Source organism: Nocardiopsis sp. NPDC055879, from assembly GCF_053615935.1.
This window is the reverse complement of sequence record NZ_JBSHCT010000008.1, coordinates 74,154-98,706: the sequence shown is the minus strand read 5'-3', so window position 1 is coordinate 98,706 and position 24,553 is coordinate 74,154. Positions and strand designations below refer to the sequence as shown.

Annotated in this window: 20 protein-coding genes; 7 read left to right on the top strand and 13 right to left on the bottom strand. The window is 70.6% G+C overall.

Going from position 1 to position 24,553, the window contains the following annotated elements:
* Positions 1–71: 71 nt before the first annotated feature.
* The 5 genes from ACWGKS_RS11320 to ACWGKS_RS11300 form a co-directional block, all read right to left on the bottom strand.
* Positions 72–1,214 carry an L-cysteine desulfhydrase Cds1 gene (locus ACWGKS_RS11320; protein WP_358514010.1) on the bottom strand — a complete coding sequence of 381 codons (1,143 nt, stop codon included), beginning with the start codon at positions 1,212–1,214 and terminating at the stop codon, positions 72–74.
* A gap of 79 nt (positions 1,215–1,293) precedes the next feature.
* The gene (locus ACWGKS_RS11315) at positions 1,294–1,620 is read right to left on the bottom strand and encodes a tetratricopeptide repeat protein (protein ID WP_067603374.1); all 327 of its coding nucleotides are present in this window, start codon (positions 1,618–1,620) and stop codon (positions 1,294–1,296) included.
* Positions 1,621–1,778: 158 nt separating this feature from the next.
* Positions 1,779–2,306: a beta-class carbonic anhydrase gene (locus ACWGKS_RS11310; RefSeq protein WP_452522507.1), complete on the bottom strand. Its 528-nt coding sequence runs from the start codon at positions 2,304–2,306 to the stop codon at positions 1,779–1,781.
* Positions 2,307–2,400: 94 nt separating this feature from the next.
* The gene (locus ACWGKS_RS11305; RefSeq protein ID WP_358514267.1) at positions 2,401–4,890 is read right to left on the bottom strand and encodes a DNA gyrase/topoisomerase IV subunit A; all 2,490 of its coding nucleotides are present in this window, start codon (positions 4,888–4,890) and stop codon (positions 2,401–2,403) included.
* Between the two features lie 161 nt (positions 4,891–5,051).
* Positions 5,052–7,370 (bottom strand): glycosyl hydrolase, encoded by a 2,319-nt coding sequence (locus ACWGKS_RS11300; RefSeq protein ID WP_452522505.1) that lies wholly within the window; start codon positions 7,368–7,370, stop codon positions 5,052–5,054.
* 228 nt (positions 7,371–7,598) lie between these two features.
* Between ACWGKS_RS11300 and ACWGKS_RS11295 the strand changes: the two genes are divergently transcribed.
* Positions 7,599–9,752 (top strand): RecQ family ATP-dependent DNA helicase, encoded by a 2,154-nt coding sequence (locus tag ACWGKS_RS11295; RefSeq protein WP_358514271.1) that lies wholly within the window; start codon positions 7,599–7,601, stop codon positions 9,750–9,752.
* Between the two features lie 219 nt (positions 9,753–9,971).
* On the opposite strand, the gene ACWGKS_RS11290 is transcribed toward ACWGKS_RS11295, so the two are convergent.
* Positions 9,972–10,907, bottom strand: coding sequence for a carbohydrate kinase family protein (locus tag ACWGKS_RS11290; protein ID WP_358514306.1), 936 nt, complete (start codon positions 10,905–10,907; stop codon positions 9,972–9,974).
* A gap of 276 nt (positions 10,908–11,183) precedes the next feature.
* Here ACWGKS_RS11290 and ACWGKS_RS11285 point away from each other — a divergent pair, with 276 nt between their 5' ends.
* From ACWGKS_RS11285 to ACWGKS_RS11270, 4 genes are all read left to right on the top strand, one after another.
* Positions 11,184–13,904: a bifunctional acetate--CoA ligase family protein/GNAT family N-acetyltransferase gene (locus tag ACWGKS_RS11285; RefSeq protein ID WP_358514273.1), complete on the top strand. Its 2,721-nt coding sequence runs from the start codon at positions 11,184–11,186 to the stop codon at positions 13,902–13,904.
* A gap of 86 nt (positions 13,905–13,990) precedes the next feature.
* Entirely contained in the window at positions 13,991–14,569 is a 579-nt protein-coding gene (locus ACWGKS_RS11280; protein ID WP_358514308.1) for a DUF5998 family protein, read from the top strand.
* Positions 14,570–14,699: 130 nt separating this feature from the next.
* Positions 14,700–15,518, top strand: coding sequence for an enoyl-CoA hydratase-related protein (locus ACWGKS_RS11275; RefSeq protein WP_358514275.1), 819 nt, complete (start codon positions 14,700–14,702; stop codon positions 15,516–15,518).
* 41 nt (positions 15,519–15,559) lie between these two features.
* On the top strand, positions 15,560–16,213 hold the full coding sequence (locus ACWGKS_RS11270; RefSeq protein ID WP_358514277.1) for an MBL fold metallo-hydrolase: 654 nt from the start codon (positions 15,560–15,562) through the stop codon (positions 16,211–16,213).
* Between the two features lies 1 nt (position 16,214).
* Here ACWGKS_RS11270 and ACWGKS_RS11265 read toward each other — a convergent pair whose 3' ends face one another.
* From ACWGKS_RS11265 to ACWGKS_RS11255, 3 genes are all read right to left on the bottom strand, one after another.
* A complete protein-coding gene (locus ACWGKS_RS11265) occupies positions 16,215–18,140 on the bottom strand; it encodes a CHAT domain-containing protein (protein ID WP_452522502.1) in 1,926 nt (641 codons plus the stop codon).
* A 185-nt stretch (positions 18,141–18,325) separates the two neighbouring features.
* On the bottom strand, positions 18,326–18,718 hold the full coding sequence (locus tag ACWGKS_RS11260) for a carboxypeptidase regulatory-like domain-containing protein (protein ID WP_358514283.1): 393 nt from the start codon (positions 18,716–18,718) through the stop codon (positions 18,326–18,328).
* A complete protein-coding gene (locus ACWGKS_RS11255) occupies positions 18,715–19,245 on the bottom strand; it encodes an RNA polymerase sigma factor (protein ID WP_358514285.1) in 531 nt (176 codons plus the stop codon). Before ACWGKS_RS11255 ends, ACWGKS_RS11260 begins: the two co-directional genes overlap by 4 nt.
* A gap of 364 nt (positions 19,246–19,609) precedes the next feature.
* Between ACWGKS_RS11255 and ACWGKS_RS11250 the strand changes: the two genes are divergently transcribed.
* Entirely contained in the window at positions 19,610–20,104 is a 495-nt protein-coding gene (locus ACWGKS_RS11250; protein ID WP_304078734.1) for a DUF3145 domain-containing protein, read from the top strand.
* A 15-nt stretch (positions 20,105–20,119) separates the two neighbouring features.
* On the opposite strand, the gene ACWGKS_RS11245 is transcribed toward ACWGKS_RS11250, so the two are convergent.
* The 4 genes from ACWGKS_RS11245 to ACWGKS_RS11230 all read right to left on the bottom strand — a co-directional run bounded on the left by ACWGKS_RS11245 (position 20,120) and on the right by ACWGKS_RS11230 (position 23,364).
* Positions 20,120–20,590, bottom strand: coding sequence for a DUF1707 SHOCT-like domain-containing protein (locus tag ACWGKS_RS11245; protein ID WP_358514288.1), 471 nt, complete (start codon positions 20,588–20,590; stop codon positions 20,120–20,122).
* Positions 20,591–20,716: 126 nt separating this feature from the next.
* On the bottom strand, positions 20,717–21,505 hold the full coding sequence (locus tag ACWGKS_RS11240; protein WP_358514290.1) for a 3'(2'),5'-bisphosphate nucleotidase CysQ family protein: 789 nt from the start codon (positions 21,503–21,505) through the stop codon (positions 20,717–20,719).
* Entirely contained in the window at positions 21,502–22,563 is a 1,062-nt protein-coding gene (locus tag ACWGKS_RS11235) for an ATP-grasp domain-containing protein (protein ID WP_358514292.1), read from the bottom strand. The genes ACWGKS_RS11240 and ACWGKS_RS11235 overlap by 4 nt, the downstream gene beginning before the upstream one ends.
* A 270-nt stretch (positions 22,564–22,833) precedes the next feature.
* The gene (locus ACWGKS_RS11230) at positions 22,834–23,364 is read right to left on the bottom strand and encodes a YbhB/YbcL family Raf kinase inhibitor-like protein (protein WP_358514294.1); all 531 of its coding nucleotides are present in this window, start codon (positions 23,362–23,364) and stop codon (positions 22,834–22,836) included.
* 176 nt (positions 23,365–23,540) lie between these two features.
* On the opposite strand from ACWGKS_RS11230, the gene ACWGKS_RS11225 reads away from it, so the two are divergent.
* A complete protein-coding gene (locus ACWGKS_RS11225) occupies positions 23,541–24,506 on the top strand; it encodes an LLM class F420-dependent oxidoreductase (RefSeq protein WP_358514296.1) in 966 nt (321 codons plus the stop codon).
* Positions 24,507–24,553: the final 47 nt, after the last annotated feature.

Sequence of the window (24,553 nt, the reverse complement as noted above, 5' to 3'; positions counted from 1 at the left end):
GTGAACGTCAACGGGGCCCGCGCCGTGAGGGAAGACCTCCGGCGCGGGCCCCGTGGCGTTCGATCGTCGGCTCAGGGTGTCTTGGGCGGCTCCCACACGCCCTCGGCGAGGAACCGGTCGATGGCCGCCCGGTACGGGGTGGGGTCCAGACCCCTCTCCGACACCCACTCGTCGTTGTAGTAACTGTGCAGGTAGCGCTCGCCACCGTCACAGATCAGCGTGACCACGCTGCCCTTGCGACCCTCTCGACGCATCCTGGCGATCAGGTGCCACACGCCCCACAGGTTGGTGCCGGTGGAGCCGCCCGCGCTACGTCCCGTGAGGTCGTTGAGGTGGCGCATCGCGGCGATGCTCGCGGCGTCGGGCACCGGCATCATCAGGTCGATCACCGACGGGACGAAGCTGGGTTCCATGCGAGGCCGCCCGATGCCCTCGATCCGCGACGGCATGCCGGTGGCGTAGTCGTGCGCCCCGGTCACCCAACCGGGGAAGAACGCCGAGTTCTCCGGGTCCACCACCGCCAGCCGGGTGGGCAGCCGCCGGTAGCGGACGTAGCGGCCGATGGTCGCCGAGGTGCCGCCGGTGCCCGCGCCCACCACGATCCACTCCGGGTGGGGGTGGCGTTCCATCGCCAGCTGTTCGAAGATCGACACGGCGATGTTGTTGTTGCCCCGCCAGTCCGTGGCGCGCTCGGCGTAGGTGAACTGGTCCATGTAGTGGCCGCCGCTCTCGGCGGCCAGCCGTTCCGCCTCGCTGTACATCGCCGGCGGATCGTCCACGAAGTGGCAGCGGCCCCCGTAGCGCTCGATGAGCGCGATCTTCTCCGGGCTGGTCTTGCGCGGAACCACCGTCACGAAGTCCAGGCCCAGCAGCTGCGCGAAGTAGGCCTCCGAGACCGCCGTCGACCCGGAGCTGGCCTCCACGATCGTGGTGCCCTCGGTGATCCACCCGTTGGCCAGTCCGTACAGGAACAGCGAACGTGCCAGCCGGTGCTTCAGACTGCCGGTGGGGTGCACCGACTCGTCCTTCAGGTACAGGTCGATGCCCCACTCCGGGGGCAACGGGAACACGTGCAGGTGGGTGTCGGCCGAACGGGTGTCGTCGGCGATCACCTTGCGCACCGCCTCGTCCGCCCAGGACCGGACGCTGTCGGAACATCGATCGACCCAGGGGACGTCCTCGTCCGGGGTCTGTTCGGGTCGTTCGGGAGCCATGTCCGCAGCCTAGCCCCGACCGGTGACGGACACGACGAAGGGCCGGACGAGGGTGGGTCCGGCCCCGCGAGTGCTCCGATCAGTCCAGGGACCCCCCGGACATCACCGCGTACATCCGCCTGTAGGTGGCCGCCTCCTCATGGCGGTTCTGCCGTTCCAGGGTGCGGGCCAGCGCGATGTGGGCCCAGTTGTCCACGGGGTCCAGCTCGATGAGCTTGCGAAAGGTCGCCTCGGCTCTGTTGAGCTGTGCGGAGTAGAAGTAGGCGCGACCCAGCAACTCCAGGAGGGAGAGGCTGCCGGGTTCGTTCTCCACCACGGGCTCCAGGATGCGGGCGGCGTAGATGGGATCGCCCAGATCCAGGAAGATGCGGGCCTGGTTGAAGGTGTCGTAGGTGCTCTCTGCCACGGTGCTCCTCTCGACGCCACACCGGACAAGGCACAACGATCCGCGGAAGGGACCGCATTCCCGCCGGGGTGGACGGGCGGGCGTGGGCCCGGTGCCGGGAGGCGGCCGAGGTCCCCGCGCCCACTGGAGTGATCCCCGGTCTCGGCGGCCCCGACACATCAAAGGCCGGTGGGGGAGACCCTGCCCGTGTCCACGTCGTAGATCGCGCCCGTCACCGGCAGCCCTTCGGGCAGCAGCGGGTGGTGCCGGATCCGCTCCAGGTCGTGCCGGAGAGCGCCCAACTGGTCGTTGTCGGTGTGGAACTCCAGACTGCGGGTGTCCACCCCGTACTCGTCCATGATGTGGTCGTGGACCATCTGGTCGCCGGTCACGGAGGCCATCTTGCAGCGGGTGTGCGGCAGGATCAGCACGCGGTCCACCCCCAGCAGGTACACGGCCAGGACCAGGGTGCGCAGGGTGTCATCGGTGACCCGGGCGCCCGCGTTGCGCAGGATCTTGGCGTCGCCGGGCTCCAGGCCCAACATCTCCAGTGGTTCGATACGTGAGTCCATGCACGTGACCAGGGCCAGGCCACGGGCGGCCAGCGGCTTCAGACCGGCCAGCGAATAGTTCTCGGCGTAGGCGGCGTTGGCGCCGAACACGTCGTCGAAGGGCCCCGGGGCAGTGGCGTCCTTGTTCACGCTCATGCGTTCTCTCTCCCTAAGTGGATGGTCGCAGGGGTGCGGGCCGTACACGGAGTCGAATCCGTGTACGGCCCGCACCCACGGGACCTCAGGCGTCCTACTCGGGTGCCGAGATACCGGAGTCGGTCTGTCCGCTACCCACGGTGGTGATGGCGCGTGGAAGCGCCTCGCCGGAACCGTCCCGCCGTTCGGTGAGGTCGGGAAGTCGAACCGGCTTGCCGTCGGCACGCGAAGCCCTGGCCGGTGAACGTCCCACCCACGCGAAGAGCAGGGTGTCCTCTCCCTTGAGGTAGCGGTGGCAGCGTACGCCCCCGGTGGCCCGTCCCTTGGCCGGGTAGGACTCGAACGGGGTGACCTTGGCCGATCCGGCCTGTGTACCCGTGAGGGCGTTACCGCTACCGGACACGGTCACCACGACCGAGTCCTCGGGGCTCGGCACCGCACCGAACCACAATACGCGGGCGTCCTCGGCCAGCCTGACACCGGACACCCCCCCGGCGGGGCGCCCCTGGGGACGCGCCGTCGAGGCGGAGAAGCGCAGGAGCTGCGCCTCGGAGGTGACGAAGGCGAGATCCTCCTCACCCGTGGACAGCTGGGTGGCTCCGATGATCCGGTCGTCGTCCTTGAGCGTGATGATCTCGAAGTCGTCCTTGTTGGGCGGGTAGTCGGGGGCGACCCGCTTGACCACACCGCCCAGGGTGCCCACGACGAACCCGGGTCCGTCGACGCGCATCGACACCACGCTCACCACGGTCTCGTCCCCGTCGAGCGCGACGAACTCGCTCACGTCGAGCCCGTGCGTGAGCGGCGGGGGCGGGTCCTCCTCACCCTCGACCGGGGCCGGTAGCTCCGGTAGTTCCACGACCGGGACCCGGATCATCCGGCCCAGGGCGGTGACCAGGCCGACATCCGAACGCGAGGTCGTGGGGATCGACACGTGGACCGTGTCGTGCGCCACGCGCAGCCCATCGTAGGGGCGGGGCAGCGTGGCGCCCTTGGTGCGGACGATCCGGCCGTCCACGCCGAACAGTACGTGGCAGGGCTGGTCGGCCATCTCCAGCGGGATCACGGCGGAGCGGGTGGCGCCGTCGCTCTCGCGCAACTGGGTGCGTCGGGGGGTGGCGAACTTCTTGGAGACCTCGTTGAGCTCCTTGGACACCAGGCGGCGGAGCTTGTTGTCCGACTCCAGGATCGCGGTGAGCTCGTCGATCTCCTTGTTCAGCTTCTCCCGCTCGGTCTCCAGCTCCAGCCGGTCGAAGCGGGTCAGACGACGCAGCGGGGTGTCGAGGATGTAGCGGGCCTGGATCTCGGACAGCTCGTAGGCGCCCATGAGGGCCTCACGGGCCGCCGCGGTGTCGTCGGCCTCGCGGATGAGTCCGATCACCCGATCGATGTCGAGCAGGGCGACGACCAGACCGTCGACCAGGTGCAGGCGCTCCCGGCGCTTCTTGCGGCGGAACTCGCTGCGCCGACGCACCACTTCGAGACGGTGGCCGACGTAGACCTGAAGGAGTTCGCGCAGGCCCAGGGTCTGCGGTTGGCCCTCGACCAGGGCCACGTTGTTGATGCCGAAGGACTCCTCCATCGGCGTGAGCCGGTACAGCTCCTCCAGGACGGCCTCGGGGTTGAAGCCGTTCTTGAGCTCGATGACCAGACGCAGGCCCTGGTTGCGGTCGGTGAGGTCCTTCAGGTCCGAGATGCCCTGGAGCTTCTTGGACTGCACCAGTTCCTTGATGCGCGCGATGACCTTCTCGGGGCCGACGCTGTAGGGCAGTTCGGTGACGACCAGGCCGGTGCGGCGGGCCGACACCTTCTCGATGGCCACGGTCGCCCGCGTCTTGAAGGTGCCGCGGCCCTTGCGGTAGGCGTCGCGGACGCCGTCGAGACCGACGATGGTGCCGCCGGTGGGCAGGTCGGGGCCGGGGACGAACTCCATGAGCTCGTCCAGCTCCGCCTCGGGGTTGGCGATGAGGTGGCGGGCGGCCGCGACGACCTCACCGAGGTTGTGCGGGGCCATGTTGGTGGCCATACCGACGGCGATGCCGCTGGTGCCGTTGACCAGGAGGTTGGGGAAGGCCGCGGGAAGGACCTCGGGCTCGGTCTCCTGGCCGTCGTAGTTCGGTTTGAAGTCGACGACGTCCTCGTCGATGGAGGACACCAGCAGCTCGGCGGGGTGGTCCAGGCGAGCCTCGGTGTAACGCATGGCGGCCGGGGCGTCGTCGCCGCCCAGGGAACCGAAGTTGCCGTGGCCGTCGACCAGGGGCACGCGCATGGCGAAGGACTGACTGAGCCGCACCAGGGCGTCGTAGATGGCGGAGTCGCCATGGGGGTGGAGTCGGCCCATCACCTCCCCGACCACGCGGGCGCACTTGACGTGTCCGCGGTCGGGCCGCAGACCCATCTCGTTCATTTGGTAGAGGATGCGCCGTTGAACCGGCTTCATGCCATCGCGTGCGTCCGGTAGGGCGCGTTGGTAGATCACCGAGTACGCGTATTCCAGGAAGCTGCCGCGCATCTCCTCGGAGACGTCGATGTCGATGATCTTCTCGGCGAGATCCTCGGGGGGACGGGAAGTAGTACGGGCCATGTCCGTAATTCTGGCCTGCCCCGGTGACTGAAACGTACACGGGAGCGTGGTCGGGCGTGTGTGAGTCGCGCTGCAACGGGGTTTCGCGCCGGCCCGGAGAGGGTTTTCCGTCCCCGGCACCGTGCCGGGGACGGAAAACCCTCAACGCTGCGTGGCGGCCCCTAACCGCTGGTCACGGCGGTCTCGCCGGCGGGGACCTCCAGGGTGGTCCCGTCGGAGAAGCCGACGGTGAGGGGCTCGGAGGTCGGGTTGAACGCCGTGTGGGTACGGGTCCCGGAGTCGTCGAAGACCGCGTAGTGCGCGGTGTCGGCCGTCACGGAGACGTCCACGGTGCCGAACTCGGCGAGGGTGGACACCCACTGGTAGGTGTGCGGCTTGGAACCGCCCTCCTCGGGTTCGTAGGTCTCCCACTGCTCCTCGAACATGCGCAGGGCGTCGTCCCCGTCGGACAGGGCCCGGTGCGCCCAGTGGATGTCGCGCCAGATCTCGGGTTCGCCGCCGAGCTTGTCGACGAGCGACTCGTAGATCGCCCCGGCGTGCTCGGGGTCGTGGCCCAGGTAGAGGGAACCGGCGGTGATGGGCAGGTAGTTGATGCCGTAGTGCTCCTCGTGGCCGCCGTCCCACCAGATGCGGTAGTCGCCGCCGTCTCCCCAGACCATGCCGACGACGTCCTCGGGGTAGTCCTCGGGGAAGGTCTCACCACCCTGGTCCTGCCAGTAGCGGGCGATGGTGGAGGCCTGGGTGGTGTGCAGGTACACGCCCAGGTCGCGGAGTTCCTCGTCGCCGGTCAGCGCGCCGAAGTGCGCGGTGGCGGCGGCGAAGTGCATGCCCTCGGAGGAGGACTCCTGGTTGTTGCCGGCGGCGAACCCGGCGTGGCCGGAGGCCCAACCGTGTCCGGCGTAGGGGGAGAAGGACCGCAGACGCGGGAACATCTCGTCCTCGGTGTCGGTGGAGGCCACGTCGCGGATGAGGAGACGGATCATGCCGCCCCAGGCGTCCTCGGCCGCCCATTCGGCGTCGTAGCGGGCGACCGTGGCGGCCGCCGAGACGAAGTATCCGTAGTGGAAGTCGTGGTCGTTGAGCTCGGTGGCGGCGCCGAAGCTGTCGGGGTAGCCGAGCATGGCGCCCCATTCGGCGTCGTGGTGGAACTGGCGGGTGCCGCCGACGGTCAGCCAGTCCTCCAGCCGTTCCTTGACCAGGCCGAGGAGTTCGTCGCGGGCCTCGGTGTCGCCGATGGAGTCGGCGATGGGCACGAGCTGGGCGAGTCGTCCCATGGCCTTGCCGTCCCAGTAGGTGTCGCCGGGTTCGGGGAAGAGCTCCTCCTCCGCCAGGACCTCGTCGATGAGGGTGGCCATGCGATCGTGGTCGGCGCCGTCCACCGTGGGCAGGCTGGGCATGATGCCCTGGGTGGTGAGCTCGGTGGTGAAGGACGAGCCCTCTGACACGCGCATCTCACCGCGGGGTGAGGCGTAGGTCAGGTCGGTGAGGTCGCCGGTGACGTTCGCCCACTGGTGCGGGTAGAGCGCCATGAGCGTGCCGGTCTCCTCGCCCTCGCGCGCCTCGGTCGCCAGGCTGTAGGTGCTGGTGAGGGTGGCGGCGGCCTCGTCGTAGTCGTACTCGACGAGCGAGTCGGTGACGACGGAGTGCGCGTAGGGGGCGAAGGCGTCCAGGTCGTCGGGCTCGGGCAGGACGGCCACGGAGTAGTACCCGTCGTCACCGGTGTCGGCGGTGAGGGTGTCGCCCGAGAGGGTCCAGGGGGCGTCGGAGGGGGAGAACAGGGCGTAGTGGCGTCCGTTGACGGTGGCGCCGACGGTGGATCCGTCCTCGTGCCAGACGTCGGGGGTGCCCTCGAAGGTCACCTCCGCGGCGCCACCGGAGGTCTCCGCGTAGGCGAAGGGCAGGCCCTGGCCGAGGGTGACGCGCAGGGTGGAGCCGCCGCCCTCCCAGTGGGCGGTGACGGTCCAGTCGCCGTGGTCGGCGGTGCGGGTGTCGGGGGAGTCCAGACCGGCCACGCCGAGGCTGAGGTCGGAGACGGCGGTGTACTCGTACTTGAGGTCGTCGCCCACGAGTTGGTGGGAGTCGGGGTAGCCCATCTCCAGGCCGCCGGAGTGCGGCAGGAAGCTCAGCGGGTGGGCGAAGAGGTTCTCGCCGTGGGGGTTGTCCGCGTAGCGCTGGAAGATGAGTGAGGACCACCACTCGTTGGTGGGCGCGGGACCCTCGAAGTCATCGGTGACCTTGGGGGATACCGGGTTGCCGTCCAGGTCGGAGGGGCCCGAGTAGCCCTCGGGGAGGGTGTCGGTGTAACCACCGGAGCCGACGGGGACCTCGGCGGCCTCGGCGGAGACGGGGATGATGCCGCCGGTCACGGCATCGGTCACCGCGAGGGCTGAAGCGCCGACCACGAGCGCCGAGGCGGCGGCGAGCAGGCCGAGCCTGCGGCCGCGTGGGCGCGCGTGAGCGGGGCGGCGGGGGTGTGCCATCTCGTGTGCCTTTCGTACTTCTGGTGGGGCGCGAAGGTAGCGGGAGCGCTCCCACTGCGGGGAGGACATGAGTCCTGACGGACAGTGTTCGGACTGCTTCGTCGGAGCGCAATGCCGGCAGACTGGAAAGTTTCCTTACCGTTATCGGGGGTCCCTGTGAGATGGCTCCCCGTGCCAGGCCTGTGGACAACCGCTCGGACCCCCTCCGGCTCTGGTACCAAAGAGGACATGGCCACTCCCACGGACCTCACCGACACCACCGCCCTGCGCGAACGCGCCGAGGAACACCTGCGCGCCCTGGCGGGCGACTCCGCGCGACTGCGCGAGGACCAGTGGACCGCCATCCACGCCCTGGTCGCCGAACACCGCCGTGCCCTGGTGGTGCAGCGCACCGGATGGGGCAAGTCGGCGGTGTACTTCGTGGCCACCGCCCTGCGTCGGGCCGAGGGCGCCGGGCCGACCGTCATCGTCTCTCCGCTGTTGGCCCTGATGCGCAACCAGATCGCCGCCGCCGAACGCGCCGGGATCCGCGCCCACACCATCAACAGCACCAACACCACCGCGTGGGAGCAGACCTACGCCGAGGTCGCCCAGGGGCGGGTCGACGTCCTCTTGGTCAGTCCGGAACGGCTCAACAACCCCGAGTTCCGCGACCGGGTGCTGCCCGAACTCGCGGCGGGGGCCGGCCTGGTCGTCATCGACGAGGCGCACTGCGTCTCCGACTGGGGACACGACTTCCGCCCCGACTACCGCCGCATCCGCTCCCTGCTGCACGACCTCCCCGACGGGGTGCCGGTGCTGGCCACCACCGCCACCGCCAACGAACGGGTCACCCACGACGTGGCCGAGCAACTCCAGGCCGGCGCGGAGCGGGCCGACACCCTGGTGCTGCGCGGTCCCCTGGAACGCGAGAGCCTGCGCCTGGGCGTGGCCGAGCTGCCCGACCCCACCGCCAGGCTCAGCTGGCTGGCCGAACACCTGCCCACCATCCCGGGTTCGGGCATCGTCTACACCCTCACCGTCAGCGCCGCCGAGGAGACCGCCCGCTTCCTCACCGAACAGGGCCTGGAAGTGCTGGCCTACACCGGACGCACCGACCCCGACGAACGTCGTGCCGCCGAGGACGCCCTGTTGGAGAACCGGGTGAAGGCACTGGTCGCCACCAGCGCCCTGGGCATGGGCTTCGACAAACCCGATCTCGGATTCGTGGTGCACCTGGGCGCCCCGCAGTCGCCCATCTCCTACTACCAGCAGGTCGGTCGTGCCGGCCGTGGCGTGGACCGCGCCGAGGTGGTGCTGCTGCCGGGCCGCGAGGACGTCCAGATCTGGGAGTACTTCGCCGGACTGTCCTTCCCCCCGGAGGACACCGTCCGCGAGACCCTCGCCGTGCTCGCCGAGGCCGACAAGCCCCTGTCGGTCGCCCACCTGGAGACCCGGGTCGACCTGCGCCGCACCCGATTGGAGCAGATGCTCAAGGTGCTGGACGTGGACGGAGCGGTGCGGCGGGTGCGCGGCGGCTGGGTCGGCACCGGTCGGCCATGGGCCTACGACACCGAACGCTACGCCCAGGTGAGCGCCGCCCGAGAGCGCGAACAGCGCGCCATGCTCGACTACATCGCCACCGACACCTGCCGGATGGAGTTCCTCCGCCGCCAGCTCGACGACCCCGAGGCCACCGCATGCGGCCGCTGCGACGTGTGCACCGGACGGTACTGGCCGACCGAAGTGGACTCCGGTCGCCGCAAGGCCGCCGCCGACCACCTGGACCGCCCGGGCACACCCGTGGCCCCACGCCGCCAGTGGCCCACCGGCATGTCCGCGCTGGGGGTGGACCTGTCCGGGAAGATCCCCGAGAACCTGCGGGCCGGCGAGGGCCGCGCGCTCGGCCGGATCACCGACATCGGCTGGGGCAACGAACTGCGGCGTGTCCTGGCCGAGGACGCCCCCGACGCACCCGTGGACGAACGGATGCTCCAAGGCGTGGTCCGGGTCCTGGCCACCTGGGGTTGGCAGAACCGGCCCGTCGGCGTGGTCGCGATGCCCTCCCTCACCCGCCCGACCCTGGTGGCGGACCTGGCCGACCGGCTGTCCTCGCTCGGCAGGCTGGTCCCCCTGGGATCGCTGTCCTACCGAACGCAGGACGGCCCGGGCCCACGCCGGCACAACAGCGCCATGCGCCTGGGACAGGTCTACTCGTCACTGGTCGCCGACCCGGAACTCCAGGAACGTGTGACCGAACTCCAGGCGAGTACCCCGGGCCCGCTGCTGCTGGTGGACGACGTGGTCGACACCGGTTGGAGCCTGACCGTCGGCGCCGCCCTGCTGCGCCGCGCCGGAGCCCCGGAGGTGCTACCGCTCACCCTGGCCACCACCGGCGGCTGAACCCGAACACGCCAAAGCGTTGGCGGAGGCGCATGGGGTCGCTGTTCGGACGCTGTCGTGGTGACCACGGGGGGTGCCCGTTCGGGCGCCGTCAGGGTTCTGGAGGTGCCGGCGGTGGGATAGCACGCTTTTCCGCTATCACACCAAAGGTGCCGAAGGTTCCTGACTTCCAGGCGCCCGAACACGCCAAAGCGCTAGCGGAGGCGCTCAGAGACACTGCTAACGGATGCGCTGGCCTCTGGGGGCGCCTCTTCGGACCGGTCGGCCCTCGCCCAGGTCGGGGCGGGCGCCCGGCTGGTGCAGGGCTCGGGCGGCCAGGCGGCTGGCGCGGCCCAACGCCTCCTTGGGGTGCCGGCCGGCCAACCACGCGGGCAGGAAGCCGGCGATGAACGCGTCGCCGGCGCCCACCGAGCCCGGGGACGGATCCACCGGTTCGGCCGGGGCCCTCACACAGTCCTCACGGGTCTTGGACGCCCACAGGCCGCCGTCCTCACCGAGCTTGATCACGACGTTGGGGAACCAGGCCGTCAGAACCTTGGCGGCGGCCTCGGGCTCGTCCCGGCCGGTGAGCACCCGGGCCTGGTCGACGTTGACGAACAGCAGTCGCGCGCCCTGGGTCCACTCCAGGAAGTCCTCCGCGCCGGCACGCTCCAACGGTGCGTGCGAACCGCCGTCCACCGAGATCGACATGCCGCTCTCGCGGGCCATGCGCAGGGCCACCCGGGCCGCGCGACGCGAGTCGGAGTTGATCAGCGTGTAGCCGGAGACGTGCAGGTGCCCGTCGGGGCCGAACACGTCGCGGGGAAGGTCCTCGGGCTGTAGACGCGCGTTGGCGCCCGGGTCGCTGAGCATCGTCCGGTCACCGCGATGGGTGATCATGACGACGCAGTGCCCGGTGGCGCGCTCGGGATCCATCACCATGCGCGAGTCCAGGCCGTAGCCCATGAGTTCCATCTCGCGGGTACGTCCGGTTATGTCGGAGCCCCGGCGACCCACGAACGTGGTCTCGGTGCCCTCGACCGACAACCAGGACGCGATGTTGGCCCCGGAACCGCCGCCGTACATGACCACCGAGGCGGGGGTGTCACTACCCCTGGCCAACGGGTGGAACGCGCGCGCGACGGCGTCGGTCATCAGATCACCGATCACGACCACTCGAGTCATTTCGCCAGCCACCACCGAGTGTTGAGAACCTGTGCCCGCACGACGTTAACAGTTTAACGATCAGGGTCGGGTAACGAACTGACAGCACCCCGGACACACGGTCACCAAGGCGATGTCGGGGTCTTGCGCCCCACCGCATCAGGGTACGTGGACCCGGGTGCGCACCGTCCCGAAAGCGCTTGCTCGACGGGAGGAACGGGCGGTGATTTCGGCCGGACGGTGGGGACACTCCCCGTATCCGACCGATTGTCGTCTAGTCTCGCAGTCGTGCAGTCCTACCCGAAACACTGGGAAGCCGACGTCGTTCTGACCGACGGCGGCACCGCGCACCTGCGCCCCATCACCGCTGACGACGCCGACCTGCTGCGCGAGTTCCACGCCCGGCTCTCGCCGGAGACGATCTACTACCGGTTCTTCGCGCCCTACCCCAAGCTGTCCAACCGCGACGTCGAACGCTTCACCACGGTCGACTACGAGGAGCGCGTGGCCCTGGTCGCCACGATCTCGGACTCCCTGGTCTCCGTGGTGCGTTACGACAAGGTCGCCCCGGAGGAGGCCGAGGTCGCCTTCGTGGTCGAGGACGGTCACCAGGGCCGTGGCCTGGCCTCGGTCATGCTCGAACACATCGGAGCGGCCGCCCGCGAACGCGGGGTGCGGCGTTTCATCGCCGACGTGCTGCCCGAGAACCGACGAATGATCAACGTCTTCCGTGAGGCCGGGTACACCGCCCAACAGACCTTCGACGAGGGGGTCATCCGGCTCACGCTGGACCTGCAGCCCACCGACGACTCCCAAGAGGTCATGCGGGCCCGCGAGCAGCGCTCGGAGTCGCGTTCCATCGCCCGTCTGCTCTTCCCGGAGTCGGTCGCCGTCATCGGCGCCAGCCGGACCGCGCACACCATCGGTCAGACCGCCCTGCGCAACCTCCTGGGCGGTGAGTTCCAGGGCCCCGTCTACCCGGTGCACCCCGAGGCCAGGGCCGTGGTGGGCGTGCGTGCCTACCCGTCGGTGCTGGACATCCCCGACCAGGTCGACCTGGCCGTGGTGGCGGTGCGCGCGGAGACGGTCGTGGACGTGGTCGAACAGTGTGCCGAGAAGGGCGTGCACGGACTCGTCGTGGTCAGCTCCGGGTTCGGCGAGATCGGCCCGGAGGGTCGCGTCCGCCAGGACGAGCTGGTGCGCACCGCCCGCGCCGCCGGTATGCGCGTGGTGGGACCCAACTGCCTGGGCGTCGCCAACACCGACGCGTCGATCTCCCTCAACGCCACCCTCTCCCCGGACCTGCCCCCGGCCGGCCCCATCGGATTCTTCTCCCAGTCCGGCGCGCTGGGTCGCGCCATCCTGCAACGGGTCGCCGACCGGGGCATGGGACTGTCCACGTTCGTGTCCGCGGGCAACCGCGCCGACGTGTCCGGCAACGACCTCATGCAGTACTGGCAGGAGGACCCGGCCACCCAGGTCGTCCTGCAGTACCTGGAGTCCCTGGGCAACCCGCGCAAGTTCACCCGTCTGGCCCGGCGCCTGGCCAAGCAGAAGCCGATCGTGGCGGTGCGCAGCGGCGGTTCGGCGCGGACCACGCCCACCGGCCACGCCGCCGGCGGGCTGGCCCTGCCCGACTACGCCGTCACCTCCCTCTTCGAGCAGGCCGGGGTGGTGCGCGTGGACGACATCACCCAGATGTTCGACGCCGCCCAGGTGTTCGCCTACCAGCCGCTGCCCGCGGGGCCGCGGGTGGGCATCATCGGCAACTCCGACTCCCTGGAGTTGCTGGCCAAGGACGCCGCCGTCCGCCAAGGCCTCAAACCGCACGAACCCGTGAACCTGGGCCCGCAGGCCACCGCGGAGGACTTCGACAACGCCCTCCGGGCGGCCATGGCCGCCGACGACGTGCACTCGGTCGTGGTGGTCTTCGTCCCGGCCCTGCACCCCATCGGCGACGACGTGGCCCGGGTGCTGCGCGCCCGCGCCCTGGAGTCGGACAAGCCGATCGTCACCACCTACCTGGCCCGACAGGGCATCCCCGAGGAGCTCAGGCACGTCGGGGACCAGGGACAGACCCTGCACGGTTCGGTCCCCTCCTACCCCGCCCCCGAGGACGCCGTGCGCGCCCTCGCCCACGCGACCCGCTACGCCCAGTGGCGGGACCGCAAACCCGGCCGGCACCCCGAGCTGCCCGACCTCGACGGCGCCCGGGCCCGCACCGTCATCGCCCGGGCCCTGTCGAAGGTCGGAGCGGAGAAGGGCGACATCGCCTGGTTCGGCGGGGAGCGACGCTACGACGAGGAGACGGCGATCTCCAGCGAGGACGCGCACGAGCTGCTGTCCTGCTACGGCATCGCCGCCTATCCCGACATCAAGGTGGACTCGGCGGAGGAGGCCGTGGTCGCCGCGGGCGAGCTGGGCTACCCGGCGGTGGTCAAGGCCGACGCCCCCGACCTGCGGGTCCGCGCCGGAGGTACGTTCGTCCGCGCCGACCTGCGCACCCCCGAGGACGTGCGCAGCGCCTACCTGTCGCTGTACGACCGCTTCGGCGGCGAGGCCGACCTGGTGGTCCAGCGTCTGGCCGCGCCCGGGGTGCCCACGGTGATCCGGGCCGGGGACAACCAGTCCTTCGGGTCGGTGGTCTCCTTCGGCCTGGCCGACGTCACCGCGGAACTCCTCGACGACCGTGCCTTCCGGTTGGCGCCGCTGACCGACATGGACGCGGCCGACCTCATCCACGCGGTCCGCGCCGCCCCGCTGCTGTTCGGGCTGCCCGCGGGGGCGACCTCGCTGGCCGAACAGCCCAACGTGGAGGCCCTGGAGGAACTCCTCATCCGGGTCTCGCGCCTGGTGGAGGCCTTCCCCGAGATCGGCTACGTGGACCTGGACCCGGTGCTCGTCAACGCCACCGGCGCCCACGTCCTGGGCGCGCGCATGTGGTTGCGGGAGGCGCCCGACGTGCGTCCGGACTCCGGGCCTCGGAGGTTGCGCGGGGTGACGTTCTGATCCGCCAATGGTCGGCTCTCTTCGGGCGACGGTCGCGAAGTGTCACCGGGAGGGGGCAGGATAGGGGTATGAGGAAAACACGTGCCGTGCCCACGGACTGGCGCCTGGAGATCGAACGGAGCGGGTACTACCCCGCCCTGGTCATCGACGCGGTCGCCGACGTCCTGGGTGACGAGGACGCCAAGGCGTTCATCGTGCACCACGAGGCGACCTTCGACCCGGCCATGGAGATGCGCCGGCACATCACCGTGATGCTGCTGACCGAGACCCGACTGGTGGTCTGCCACACCGACGAGCACCCACCGACCGAGCCGGGCGGTACCTCGCACGCCTCCACCACGACCGACAGCATCCAGCTGGGCAACGTCCAGTCGGTGGCGCTGACCCGGGTGGTGCCCAACCCCGCCCAGTACACGGCGGGGAGCACCCCCAGCGAGCTGGTGCTCAGCGTCAACCTGTCGGTGAACTGGAGCGCGGTCGCCCACATCGACCTGGAGCCGGCCTCCTGCGCCGACGAGAGCTGCGAGCTCGACCACGGCTACACCGGTGCCATCACCGCCGAACCGCTCACCCTGAGGGTCAGCGAGGCGGCCGACGGCGCCGAAGCGGTGCAGGCGATGATGCACTTCTCCGACGCCTTGTCCGTGGCGGCCCGGGGACGCTGACCACGCCCGGGGCGGGGCCGCGCGGCCCCGCCCCGGTGTCGGTCCGAGCGACGGTGAATGGTTACCGTGTGTTCCGGTCAACTGTGGTGACCGGGTTCACTCCCACCGACGCAAGAGAGGTCAGCTCGCGATGACGCAGCACCAGCCTTCCGCGACCCCCGACGCCCCGCTCGTGAAGTCGAGTGTCGACAGGGCCATCGCCACGATCACCCTCGACTCCCCGCGCAACCGCAACGCGCTCTCCGCCCGGTTGCGCACCGAACTCTCCAAGGCCCTCGCCGACGCCATGGCCGACGACGAGGTGCGCGCCATCGTGCTCACCGGTGAGGGCCCGGTGTTCTGCGCCGGCGCCGACCTCAAGGAGATCGCGGCGGCCCTGGCGGGCGAACCCGTCGAACCGGCCCCGGAACTGCCCGAGATCTTCGAACAGATCATGGGCGGCCCCAAACCCGTCGTCGCGGTGCTCAACGGGGCGGCCCGGGCCGGCGGCATCGGCCTGGTCGCCGCCGCCGACATCGCCCTGGCCCCCAAGAGCACCACCTTCGCCTTCACCGAGGTGCGCATCGGTGTGGTCCCGGCGATCATCTCGGTCCCCGTGTCCGCGCGCGTGCGCCCGCGCCAACTCAGCCGCTACTTCCTCACCGGTGAGATGTTCGACGCCGCGGCCGCGGCGGAGGCGGGGCTCATCACCGAGGCCGTGCCCGATCGGGAGATGCGGGACACCATCGACTCGATCCTGCGGGGGCTGCGCGGGGCGGCGCCACGCGCGCTGTCCCGCACCAAGGAACTCGTCGGCGAGATGAGCGGAGGTGCCCAGGCCGTACCCGGCCGGCGCGACGAGGCCTTCGCCCGGATGGGTGAACTGTCCGCCGAGTTCTTCGCCGCGGAGGACGCGGCCGAGGGACGCGCCGCCTTCTTCGAGAAACGCCCCCCGCACTGGGCTCGGTGACCTGGGTGCACACGCCCGCCATGACAGGCCACAATGGACGGGTGAGCTACTCCGGAGATACCAGGGTCGGCGGCCCCGCCGACCTGCGCGAACTACCGCAACTGACGATCACCAAACTGGCCGTGGGCCCGATGGACAACAACGCCTACCTCCTGCGCTGCCGCGCCACGGGGGAGGCCGTCCTCATCGACGCGGCGGCCGAGGCCGACCGCGTCCTGGAGATGATCGGCGAGGACGGGTTGGCCCGCGTGGTCACCACCCACCGCCACCAGGACCACTGGCAGGCGCTGGCCGAGATCGTCGGCCAGACCGGCGCCCACACGGTCGCCCACCCCGACGACGCCGACGAACTCCCGGTGTCGGTCGACGAACCCGTCACCCACGGCAGCACGGTCCGGGTCGGGGACTGTGCGCTCACCGTCATCCACCTGCGCGGGCACACACCCGGTTCGATCGCCCTGCGCTACGACGACCCCGAAGGCCACACCCACCTGTTCACCGGGGACAGCCTCTTCCCGGGAGGGGTCGGCAAGACCTGGTCCGAGGAGGACTTCCGGACTCTCTTCGGTGACGTCTCCGAGCGTGTCTTCGGAGCCCTGGCCGACGACACCTGGATCTACCCCGGCCACGGCAAGGACACCACGCTCGGCGCCGAGCGTCCGAACCTGTCCCAATGGGGTGAGCGCGGCTGGTGACTCAGCCGACATAGCAGCAAAAGCCCACGTGTCCGAGGTGGTCGGCGACCGCCTCGGACACGTCCCCGCCACCGGCCAACGCGCGGTGGAACAGCCGCATGGCCGCACCCGTGCGTTCGTCGGAGACCGGCAACGGACTCGCGACCACGGTGCGCGTCCCGAGCGCCAACAGGGTGCCCGCGAAGCCACCCGGTGAGCGTGTGAGGAACCCTCGGCCGCCCCAACAGGTGGCCAGGGTGACCAGCGCCGCCGGAGCGGGCACCCGCAACAGGTCCCGGGCCGACAGCGGGCCGTCGGACAGTTCGACCCGGGACGACAGCGCCGAACGTTCGCCGGCGTGCCCGTGCCCGGCCAGGTGGGCCAGGTCGGTGTCGGTGAGCGCCGCCAGGACCTGATCCCGCCGGGCCCGCTCCAGTACCCGGGAGCCCGGGTGGATGCCGGCGAGTGCGCGGACCTCCGCTCCCGCCCCGGCCGGTTCGGCGGCCGCCGCCAACAGCACACGCCCGCCCCGCGGAGGATGTCGCCGCGCCCAGGATCGCGCCCCGGCGACCACCGTGACCGGTCGACCCCGCAGGCTCGGCAACAGTCCCCAGGGCGGATCGTCCAGGTAGGGGACGCCGGTGACCACGAGCGGACGCCCACCGGTCAACGGCAGCACCGGGCCCACCAGGGCCTCGTCCACGGTGGCCAGGGCCGGGGCCGATCCGTCGACGGGCACGGCCTCGCACTCGTGCCGCATTCGGGCCAGGAGGCGACGCAGGGGCGGCAACGGGCCCAGGAACGCGGTGCGCACCCGACCCGCCACCGCCACCAGCGCGACGGCCTGGTCCCCCGCCCTGGTGAAGTGCACGAACGCCCGGTCGCCCAGGGTGTCGAACAACCTTCCCAACACCGGGCCGCGCGGCGCGCGCCGACGAGACACCGTCAGGTCGGTCTCGGTGTCGACCGCCGCGACCAGGGTGTCGCGTGTGACCTCCGTGCGGGTCAACTCCGCCCATTCCAAGGCGGTCGCCGGGTCGCCCACCGCCAACGCGCCCTCCAGACCGGCCTGGATCACGTGAGGGTCGCCGAAGCCGCCCCCCAACCACGCGCCCGGCAGCGGCGCGGGCCGTGGTCGGACGTGGAGGTCCGGTGCGGGCAGACGCTCGGCGAGGGCGGCGAGCGCGCGGGTGGCGTGCGGGCTCGTGACCGGGACGGCGGTGGAGGGCGAGCGCACCTCCAACGCCCCACGGGCGCGTTCGATGGGACGGGCCTGGTGGGTGCGCTCGGTGAGCCGCTCCAATCGGTGGGTCAGTCCGTACCAGGGCGACCCGCGTCCGATGTGCCGCCGGACCCGCAGGGACAGGGCCAACGCCGCCTTGTGATCGCCCTCCAACAGGCGCAGCTTGGCCTCCAACAGGGTGCGGGCGGTGTCGGTCGGCCCCTCCCGCCAAGGTGCCTCGGCCAGGATGCGACCGGCCTCCTCCACCTGGCCTTCGCAGAGCAGGGCTTCGGCCAGGTCCACGCGCAGTGCCTCCTGTCGGTCGGCCGGTACCAGTGGCAGGAGTTCGAGGAAGATCCCGATCGCGCCCGGCGCGTCGCCGCGGTACAGGGTCAGACAGCCCTGGTTCTGGCGGGCGACCGTGCCGAGCAGCGGCAACCCGCGGGTCTCTGCCAGGTCGCGTGCCGCGTGGAGGTGGTCCCCGGCCGGCCCGAAGCGACCGCACAGGGCCTGGGCCAGCCCCAGGTCGGTGAGCACCCCCGGCAGCACCGGGGCCAGGTCCGCGGCGGGGTGCCCCCGTAGCCGACTCCGGATGTCCTCCAACAGGGTGACGGTGTCCTCGAAACGTCCGTCCCGGGCCAGTCGGACCCCGTCGGCGACTCTGGCCAGGAGAGGGCGGGCGGTGGTCGTCGCGGTGGTGTCGGAGGTCGCGCTGGGGGACAACACGTCCGGCTGCCTTTCGCCAGTGGGGCCGGTCGCCTCCAGTGATAGCAGCGGTTCGGGCCGTGGGGGAGTGCCCTCGGCCAACCTGTGGACGAACGAGGCGGGACCGAACCGGACCTATCCCGATAAAGGGTGGCCGAGTGCGAGCCATCGAGAGGGGAACACACCCTGTTTCGGTTCGGCCCTATTCAGATGGTGAACCAGTCGGTGACCACGGGGAGTCGGTCCGGACGCTCCATGGTCAGGGCCAAGGGGCCTCGGCGGAGCCGGTCGGCGTGGAACGCGCCATCGCCCCGTACGAACAAACGCAGGTGTTCCTCGGGTCGGCGCAGGCACACCTCCACGTGGTCGAAGTCGCCGATCACCAGGCCTGACAGTGAACTCAGATCCCCGTGCGCGCGCAGCCGCAGGTCGACCCGCAGGTCATCGAGGTGGAAGCACAGCGTCGTCGTGGTGGCCTCGGAACGGGACGGGACGAGTGCCGGGGTGGAGTCGACGATGGTGGGGGCCGTGCGGGCCCGGTCGAGGGTACGGTCGAAGGCGGCCAGAGCCGCACCCCGGCCGGGTTCTGTGTCTTTCACGGATCACGCACGCCTTCCGTCGGTTCGGTGGTGTCGAGGGAACGGCGCAACCGGCGCAGCAGGTTCCGTCGCTCGTTGGCGGTGGTGCGGTGGGAGAGGGGCGCGGCGCCGGGGGAGTCGTCCAGGTAGTGCCGGGCGACCCGCCGGTCGGCCGGGCCCAGCGCGTCGATGGCCTGGTACAGCTCGGCATGGCGTTCCTTGCGCAGGTACACGTCTTCGACGTCGGGGACGAGGGCGGATCCGGACTCCGCGACCAACCGGTGCGGGTCGACCGGCACCAGCTTCCGCAACCGGTCGCGTTGGCGGCCGCACACGTCGCCGGTCACCCGGATCAGCCAGGCCCTGAGCAGGTGGGGGTGGTGCAAGCGCGGCAGGTGCTGGTTGAGGTTGAGCCAGACGGTCTGCACCGCGTCCTCCCGGTCCTGACGGGGCAATCCGTAGGAACGGGCGACGCGGTTCACGGTGGGCAGGTGGCGATCCACGATCTCCGCCCAGGCGCCGGAGTCGCCGGCGCAGGCGGCGAGCACGAGTTCGGCATCGGGTCGAGGGGAGGGGCCGGAAGTGGCCGGAACCGGCTCGAAAGTGGGGGATACATCCCCTGAAGTGCTCGAATATGGCCTATTGCGGCGGGGATCACCGCGGTGGATCTGCTCGCGCGGCTGGTCTGGCACACCCGTCTCCCACTATGATCGGACTCCCTGTCGTCGCCTGTGGCACACGGTAATCCCTGGGTCTTCGGGTCACGTGGGGAACACTGGAAAAGTCCGGTGTTCGAGATGGTTTCCAGAGTGCCTATAGGGCACAATGGGGCAAAAGGCATGCAGCGGGTATGTAACCTTCTCGTGATACGAGGGCGTCGGGGAAGCGCACTCGTTCGTATCAGGAGGTTCGGTGTCCGCACGTGGCGTCTTGTACGTCCACTCCGCGCCCGCGGCGCTGTGCCCACACGTCGAGTGGGCGGTCGCGGGTGTCGTTGGAGTACCCGTGAAACTCGACTGGGTCGCCCAACCCGCAGCCCCCGGCAACCACCGTGCCGAGCTGAACTGGCAGGGGAAACCGGGGACCGCCGGGGCGGTGGCCTCGGCCTTGAACGCGTGGCAGCGCCTGCGCTTCGAGGTGACCGAGGACGCGTCACCGGGTTGTGACGGCGTCCGCTACAGCTACACGCCCACCCTCGGCGTGTTCACCGCCGTCACCAGCGCCGCCGGTGAGGTCCTCGTTCCCGAGGGCCGGCTGCGCGCGGCGATGGAGACCGCCGCCGTCGACGGCGGCGACCTGGCCGCGGAACTCGACCGACTCACCGGCCGGGCATGGGACGAGGAGCTGGAGCCCTTCCGCTACGCCGGTGACGGCGCGCCCGTTCGCTGGCTGCACGCCGTCGGCTGACCCTCCGCACGAGGGTCAGCAGGGCGGCTCGGTGTCACCCGGCCAGATCGTGGAGGCCAGCAGGACCGCCGCCCAGATACCCAAGGGGACCAGCGGCCAGTACAGCATCAGTTCGCCGCCCAGCAGACTGGTCGCCCCCCACAGACCGGTGAGTACCCCTCCGGCGCCCAGCCACCAGCGCCATTCCTCGCCCCATTCCGCCCACGGCAGCCGCCGTGGCCGGTGCGCGGGTTCGGGCCGGGGGTCGCGGACGCGCCCGGTGTGGAACCGGGGCGGAGGGACCGGGACCACGGGCACGGGTAGGTCAGAGGTCAGGGAGCGCAGCTCCCCGACCCGGACCGCGACCAGCGCCGTGCCCACACGGCGCTCGTACTCGTCGTCGTCCAGACGGCCTTCGGCATAGGCGGTCGCCAGACGGTCGATGGTGAGGTCGCGTTCGGTGTCAGAGGCGCGCATCCGGTTCAGCGGCAGACGTTGGGTCTCCACTTCCCACCCCCATAGGCGCGAGTCGGTGACCACACCTTACGTGGCGTGTCCCCGCCACGAAAGAGCACAAGGGGGTCGATTCAACACGCTTTTCCAGCCCCACCCAGGAGGCGATATCGTCGCAGGTCAGGGCTGCAGCCAGTGGGACACGGCGCGGCAGGTCGAGGGGTCGGCGGCACCCACCAGACCGGTGTGCTCGTAGGCGCCCCGATAGGTGAAGGGAGCGCCGTCCAGCCGGGTCAGGTGACCGCCCACCTCGGACAGGATCAGCGCGGGCGCGGCCACGTCCCAATCGCGTACCGGAACGTCCTTGACGAACAGGTGGGCGACCCCCTCGGCGATCCGGCACAGCTTCAGCGAGATGCTGCCGCTCTCCAGGTACTCGCCGTAGCCGAAGTGGTCGTACACCCGCCGGGCGATACCCGCCGGCTCGGAGGTGTTGTCGGTGAGCACCCCCTGACCGGGAGGGGAGGGAGCGAGTCGAGGCAGCGCGATCCCGTCCCGATGGGCACCCTGGCCGCGCACCGCCGTGTACAGGACCCGATGGTGGGGGGCGAACACGGCCGCGACCTCGGGGGCCTCACCGATCATCAGCGCCGCCTGGGTGACGTAGCCGTCGAACCCGTGCGCGTAGCTGGCGGTGCCGTCGATCGGGTCGATCAGCCAGTACCTCGGCGGGCGTGGACCCGACAACGAATCCGGGTCCTCCTCGCTGACCACCGGAATCCGCGGGTCGATCGCGGTCAGTCGCCGGGAGAGCGCCCGGTGGGCCATGGCGTCGGCCTCGGCCTTGAACTGGTCGCCCTCCCACGCACCGCTGCGCACCGAGGGGTCCTCCCGCCGATCCCGCAAGAGGGAACCGACCTCGGTGACCGTCGCGGCCACGGCCTCCGAGAGCGGATGCCCGCCGCTCATCGGGCACGCACCGGTACCACCGGGGACCGGTCGCCCGTGGCCACCGCCCCGGGCAGCGCGAAGCCCTCACCATGCCGGATGGTCTGCGGGGCCGGGGAGATGCCGTGTGAGGTGAACTCCCGCTCGCTGAGGAACTCGTCGCTCCATCGCCGCACCATGGCCACCCCCTCCCGCCACTCGTCGCTCAGCCGGGGACCCCCGGCCACGGCCTGGCGCAGCAGCCCCGCGATCTCGTCGACCCCGGCCGCCGCGGTCAGCGCCGCCGTGGAGGAGAAACGCGGGTTGATCTCGAACACCCGCGGCCGACCCTCGGAGTCCAGACACAACTGCACGTTGAACGGACCGTCCGCGCGCAGCTCCGTCTGGATCGCCCGGCAGGTACGCGTCACCTCGGCGTTGCGCCGACTCACCGCGTACTTGGTGACGCCCTGCTTGAGTACGACCTCCTTGGGCACCACCGCCTGCACCTCGCCGTCCCGCCAGACCACCACCGACACCGTGAACTCGGGCCCGATGACCCGTTCCTGCACGATCAACTCGTCGGCGGCGTACCCGCTCTCGGAGACCGCGCGGGCCAGGTCACGGGCCGAGTCGATGACCATGACCCCCCGGCTGCCACGTCCACTGCGCGGCTTGACGATGAGTCCGCCGGGGGAGCGATCGGCGGCGTCGACGGGCCATTCCGAGGCCGCCCAGGTGCGGGGAACACCGATCGCGGCGTCCTCCAGACGTCGCATCAGCACGTACTTGTCCAGGCAGGTGTCGACGAAGTCCAGGCGGGGCGACAACACCTCGACCCCGTCCTCGGCCAGTTCGCCCACGCGCACCAGCTCCTCGTCCACCAAGGGGATGACGGCGACCGCGCCCTCCTTCGCGCACAGTTCCCGCATGCGGGGGAGGAAGGCCTCGCTGTCGCCCGGTGGCACCAGGTAACCGCGGTCGGCGAGGTAGAGACCCGGAGCGGTGGGATCCATGTCGGTGGCCACCACCCGGAATCCTTGTTCGCGTAGGTGAAGGATGGTTCCGGGGGTAGGGGCCGAACCCGCCGTCGTCACCACGACAGTCGGTTTCCTCGGGATGCTCGAAGACTGCTGTGCCACCGGCTTGTAGACCCTTCCAGACGTCCCTTTGGATCGGAGTGGTGCGGGAGGGGGATGGATCGAGACTAGACCGGAGGGACCGTCCAAGGCTCGTGTTTGGCCGAAACCGGTTGCGGAGTGAACCGGAGGTCCCCTTCGTGCGTGCGCTCCGAGAGCACCGGGAGGAAGGCCGAAGGGCGGGGACGCGCCGCGCGTCCCCGCCCTCCCGATGGTCCCGGGTTCTTCGGGTCACCCCTGTTCGTAGACCGGGGTGATCATCGCGCGTCCCAGCGAGTGCGAGAACAGGTTGAAGCCGAGGAAGGCGGGGCTGCCGGAGGAGTCGATGCCCAGGCTCGGAACGTCGACGGCGTGCACCACGAAGAAGTAGCGGTGCGGCCCGTGTCCGGGCGGCGGGGCGGCGCCGATGTAGCGGTTGCTCCCGGCGTCGTTGCGCAGGGTCACGGCGCCTTCCGGCAGACCGGAACCATTGCCGGCGTCCGCCGCCAATTCGGTCACCTCGACCGGGACGTCGCACACCGACCAGTGCCAGAAACCGCTCGCGGTGGGGGCGTCCGGGTCGAAGCAGGTGACGGCGAAGCTCCGCGTCCCCTCGGGGAACCCGCTCCAGGACAGGTGCGGGGAGACGTCCTCGCCCCCGGCGCCCATGATCCCGCTGACCTGGGCGTTGGGCAGTGTCCGCCCGTCCGCCACGTCGTCGCTGGTGACGGTGAACGAGGCGACCTGCGGCAGGAAGTCGTAGGGGGAGGGTGGCGTGGCCACGGTGATGGCCTCCTTGTCGTCGAGGTTGTTCGTGCCGGCCCGCTGACGGGCCCGTCCCCGAACATACGCCCCGCGAGGGACGTACACCCTGCCGAGCACGCCGGTGGGACGCGGTCTACTCCGGGGTAGGGGTCGCGTTGTACGGTCGTGCCACATCCGAACGAACAGGAGCCGTCATGACCTACCGCTGGGGCATCACCGTCCCCTTCGAGGGAGTCCCCCTGCATGACCAACGGGCTCTCTTCGAGGAGCTGCCCGACCTCGGCTACACCGACGCCTGGTCGGCCGAGGCCAACGGAACCGACGGGTTCACGCCCCTGGCCCTGGCCAGTGTGTGGGCGCCGACGCTGCGGCTGGGCACCGCGATCGTGCCCGCCTACACCCGGGGTCCCGCGACCCTGGCGATGAGCGCCGCCTCCCTGGCCGCCGCCGCGCCGGGCCGGTTCACGCTGGGGATCGGCACCTCCTCCAACGTGATCGTGCAGCGTTGGAACTCCATCCCCTTCGAGGAGCCCTACAAGAAGGTCCGCGACACCGTCCGTTTCCTGCGCGAGGCGCTCACCGGTCAGAAGATCAAGGCCGCCTACGACACCTTCGAGGTCAAGGGCTTCACCCTCGGCGCCGTGCCCTCGGAGCAGCCGCCGATCCTGGTCGCCGCGCTTCGTCAGGGCATGCTGCGTCTGGCCGGTCGAGAGGGCGACGGCGCCATCATCAACTGGCTCTCGTCCGAGGACGTGCGCACCGTCGCGCCGATCGTCCGAGAGTTCGGCGAGGACAAGGAGATCGTCGCCCGGATCTTCGCCATCCCCGACACCGACCCGGAGACCGCTCGGGAGATCGGCCGTCGGGCCATCGCCGCCTACCTGAACGTGCCCGTCTACCGGGCGTTCCACGAGTGGTTGGGTCGTGAGGAGCTCGACCCCATGTGGAAGGAGTGGGAGGAGGGCGACCGCAAGGGCGCACTCGCGGCGATCCCCGACTCCGTGGTCGACGACCTCATCGTGCACGGGCCGGCGGAGTACTGCCGTGAGCGGATCGAGTCCTACGTGGCGGCCGGGGTGAGCACCCCGGTGATCGCGCCGATCGGACCGTCCTCCCACGCACCGGCGGACATCATCCGCGCACTCGCGCCAAGAGGCTGATCCGACCCTCGTTCGGGGTGTCCTCGCACGCGCACCGGTGTGACGGG

Excerpts from the sequence above, each read along its gene's own strand:
- ACWGKS_RS11225 (WP_358514296.1), top strand. The coding sequence starts at position 23,541 with ATGACCTACCGCTGGGGCATCACCGTCCCCTTCGAGGGAGTCCCCCTG.
- ACWGKS_RS11240 (WP_358514290.1), bottom strand. The coding sequence starts at position 21,505 with ATGAGCGGCGGGCATCCGCTCTCGGAGGCCGTGGCCGCGACGGTCACC.
- ACWGKS_RS11310 (WP_452522507.1), bottom strand. The coding sequence starts at position 2,306 with ATGAGCGTGAACAAGGACGCCACTGCCCCGGGGCCCTTCGACGACGTG.
- ACWGKS_RS11275 (WP_358514275.1), top strand. The coding sequence starts at position 14,700 with ATGACGCAGCACCAGCCTTCCGCGACCCCCGACGCCCCGCTCGTGAAG.
- ACWGKS_RS11300 (WP_452522505.1), bottom strand. The coding sequence starts at position 7,370 with ATGGCACACCCCCGCCGCCCCGCTCACGCGCGCCCACGCGGCCGCAGG.
- ACWGKS_RS11320 (WP_358514010.1), bottom strand. The coding sequence starts at position 1,214 with ATGGCTCCCGAACGACCCGAACAGACCCCGGACGAGGACGTCCCCTGG.
- ACWGKS_RS11295 (WP_358514271.1), top strand. The coding sequence starts at position 7,599 with ATGGCCACTCCCACGGACCTCACCGACACCACCGCCCTGCGCGAACGC.
- ACWGKS_RS11305 (WP_358514267.1), bottom strand. The coding sequence starts at position 4,890 with ATGGCCCGTACTACTTCCCGTCCCCCCGAGGATCTCGCCGAGAAGATC.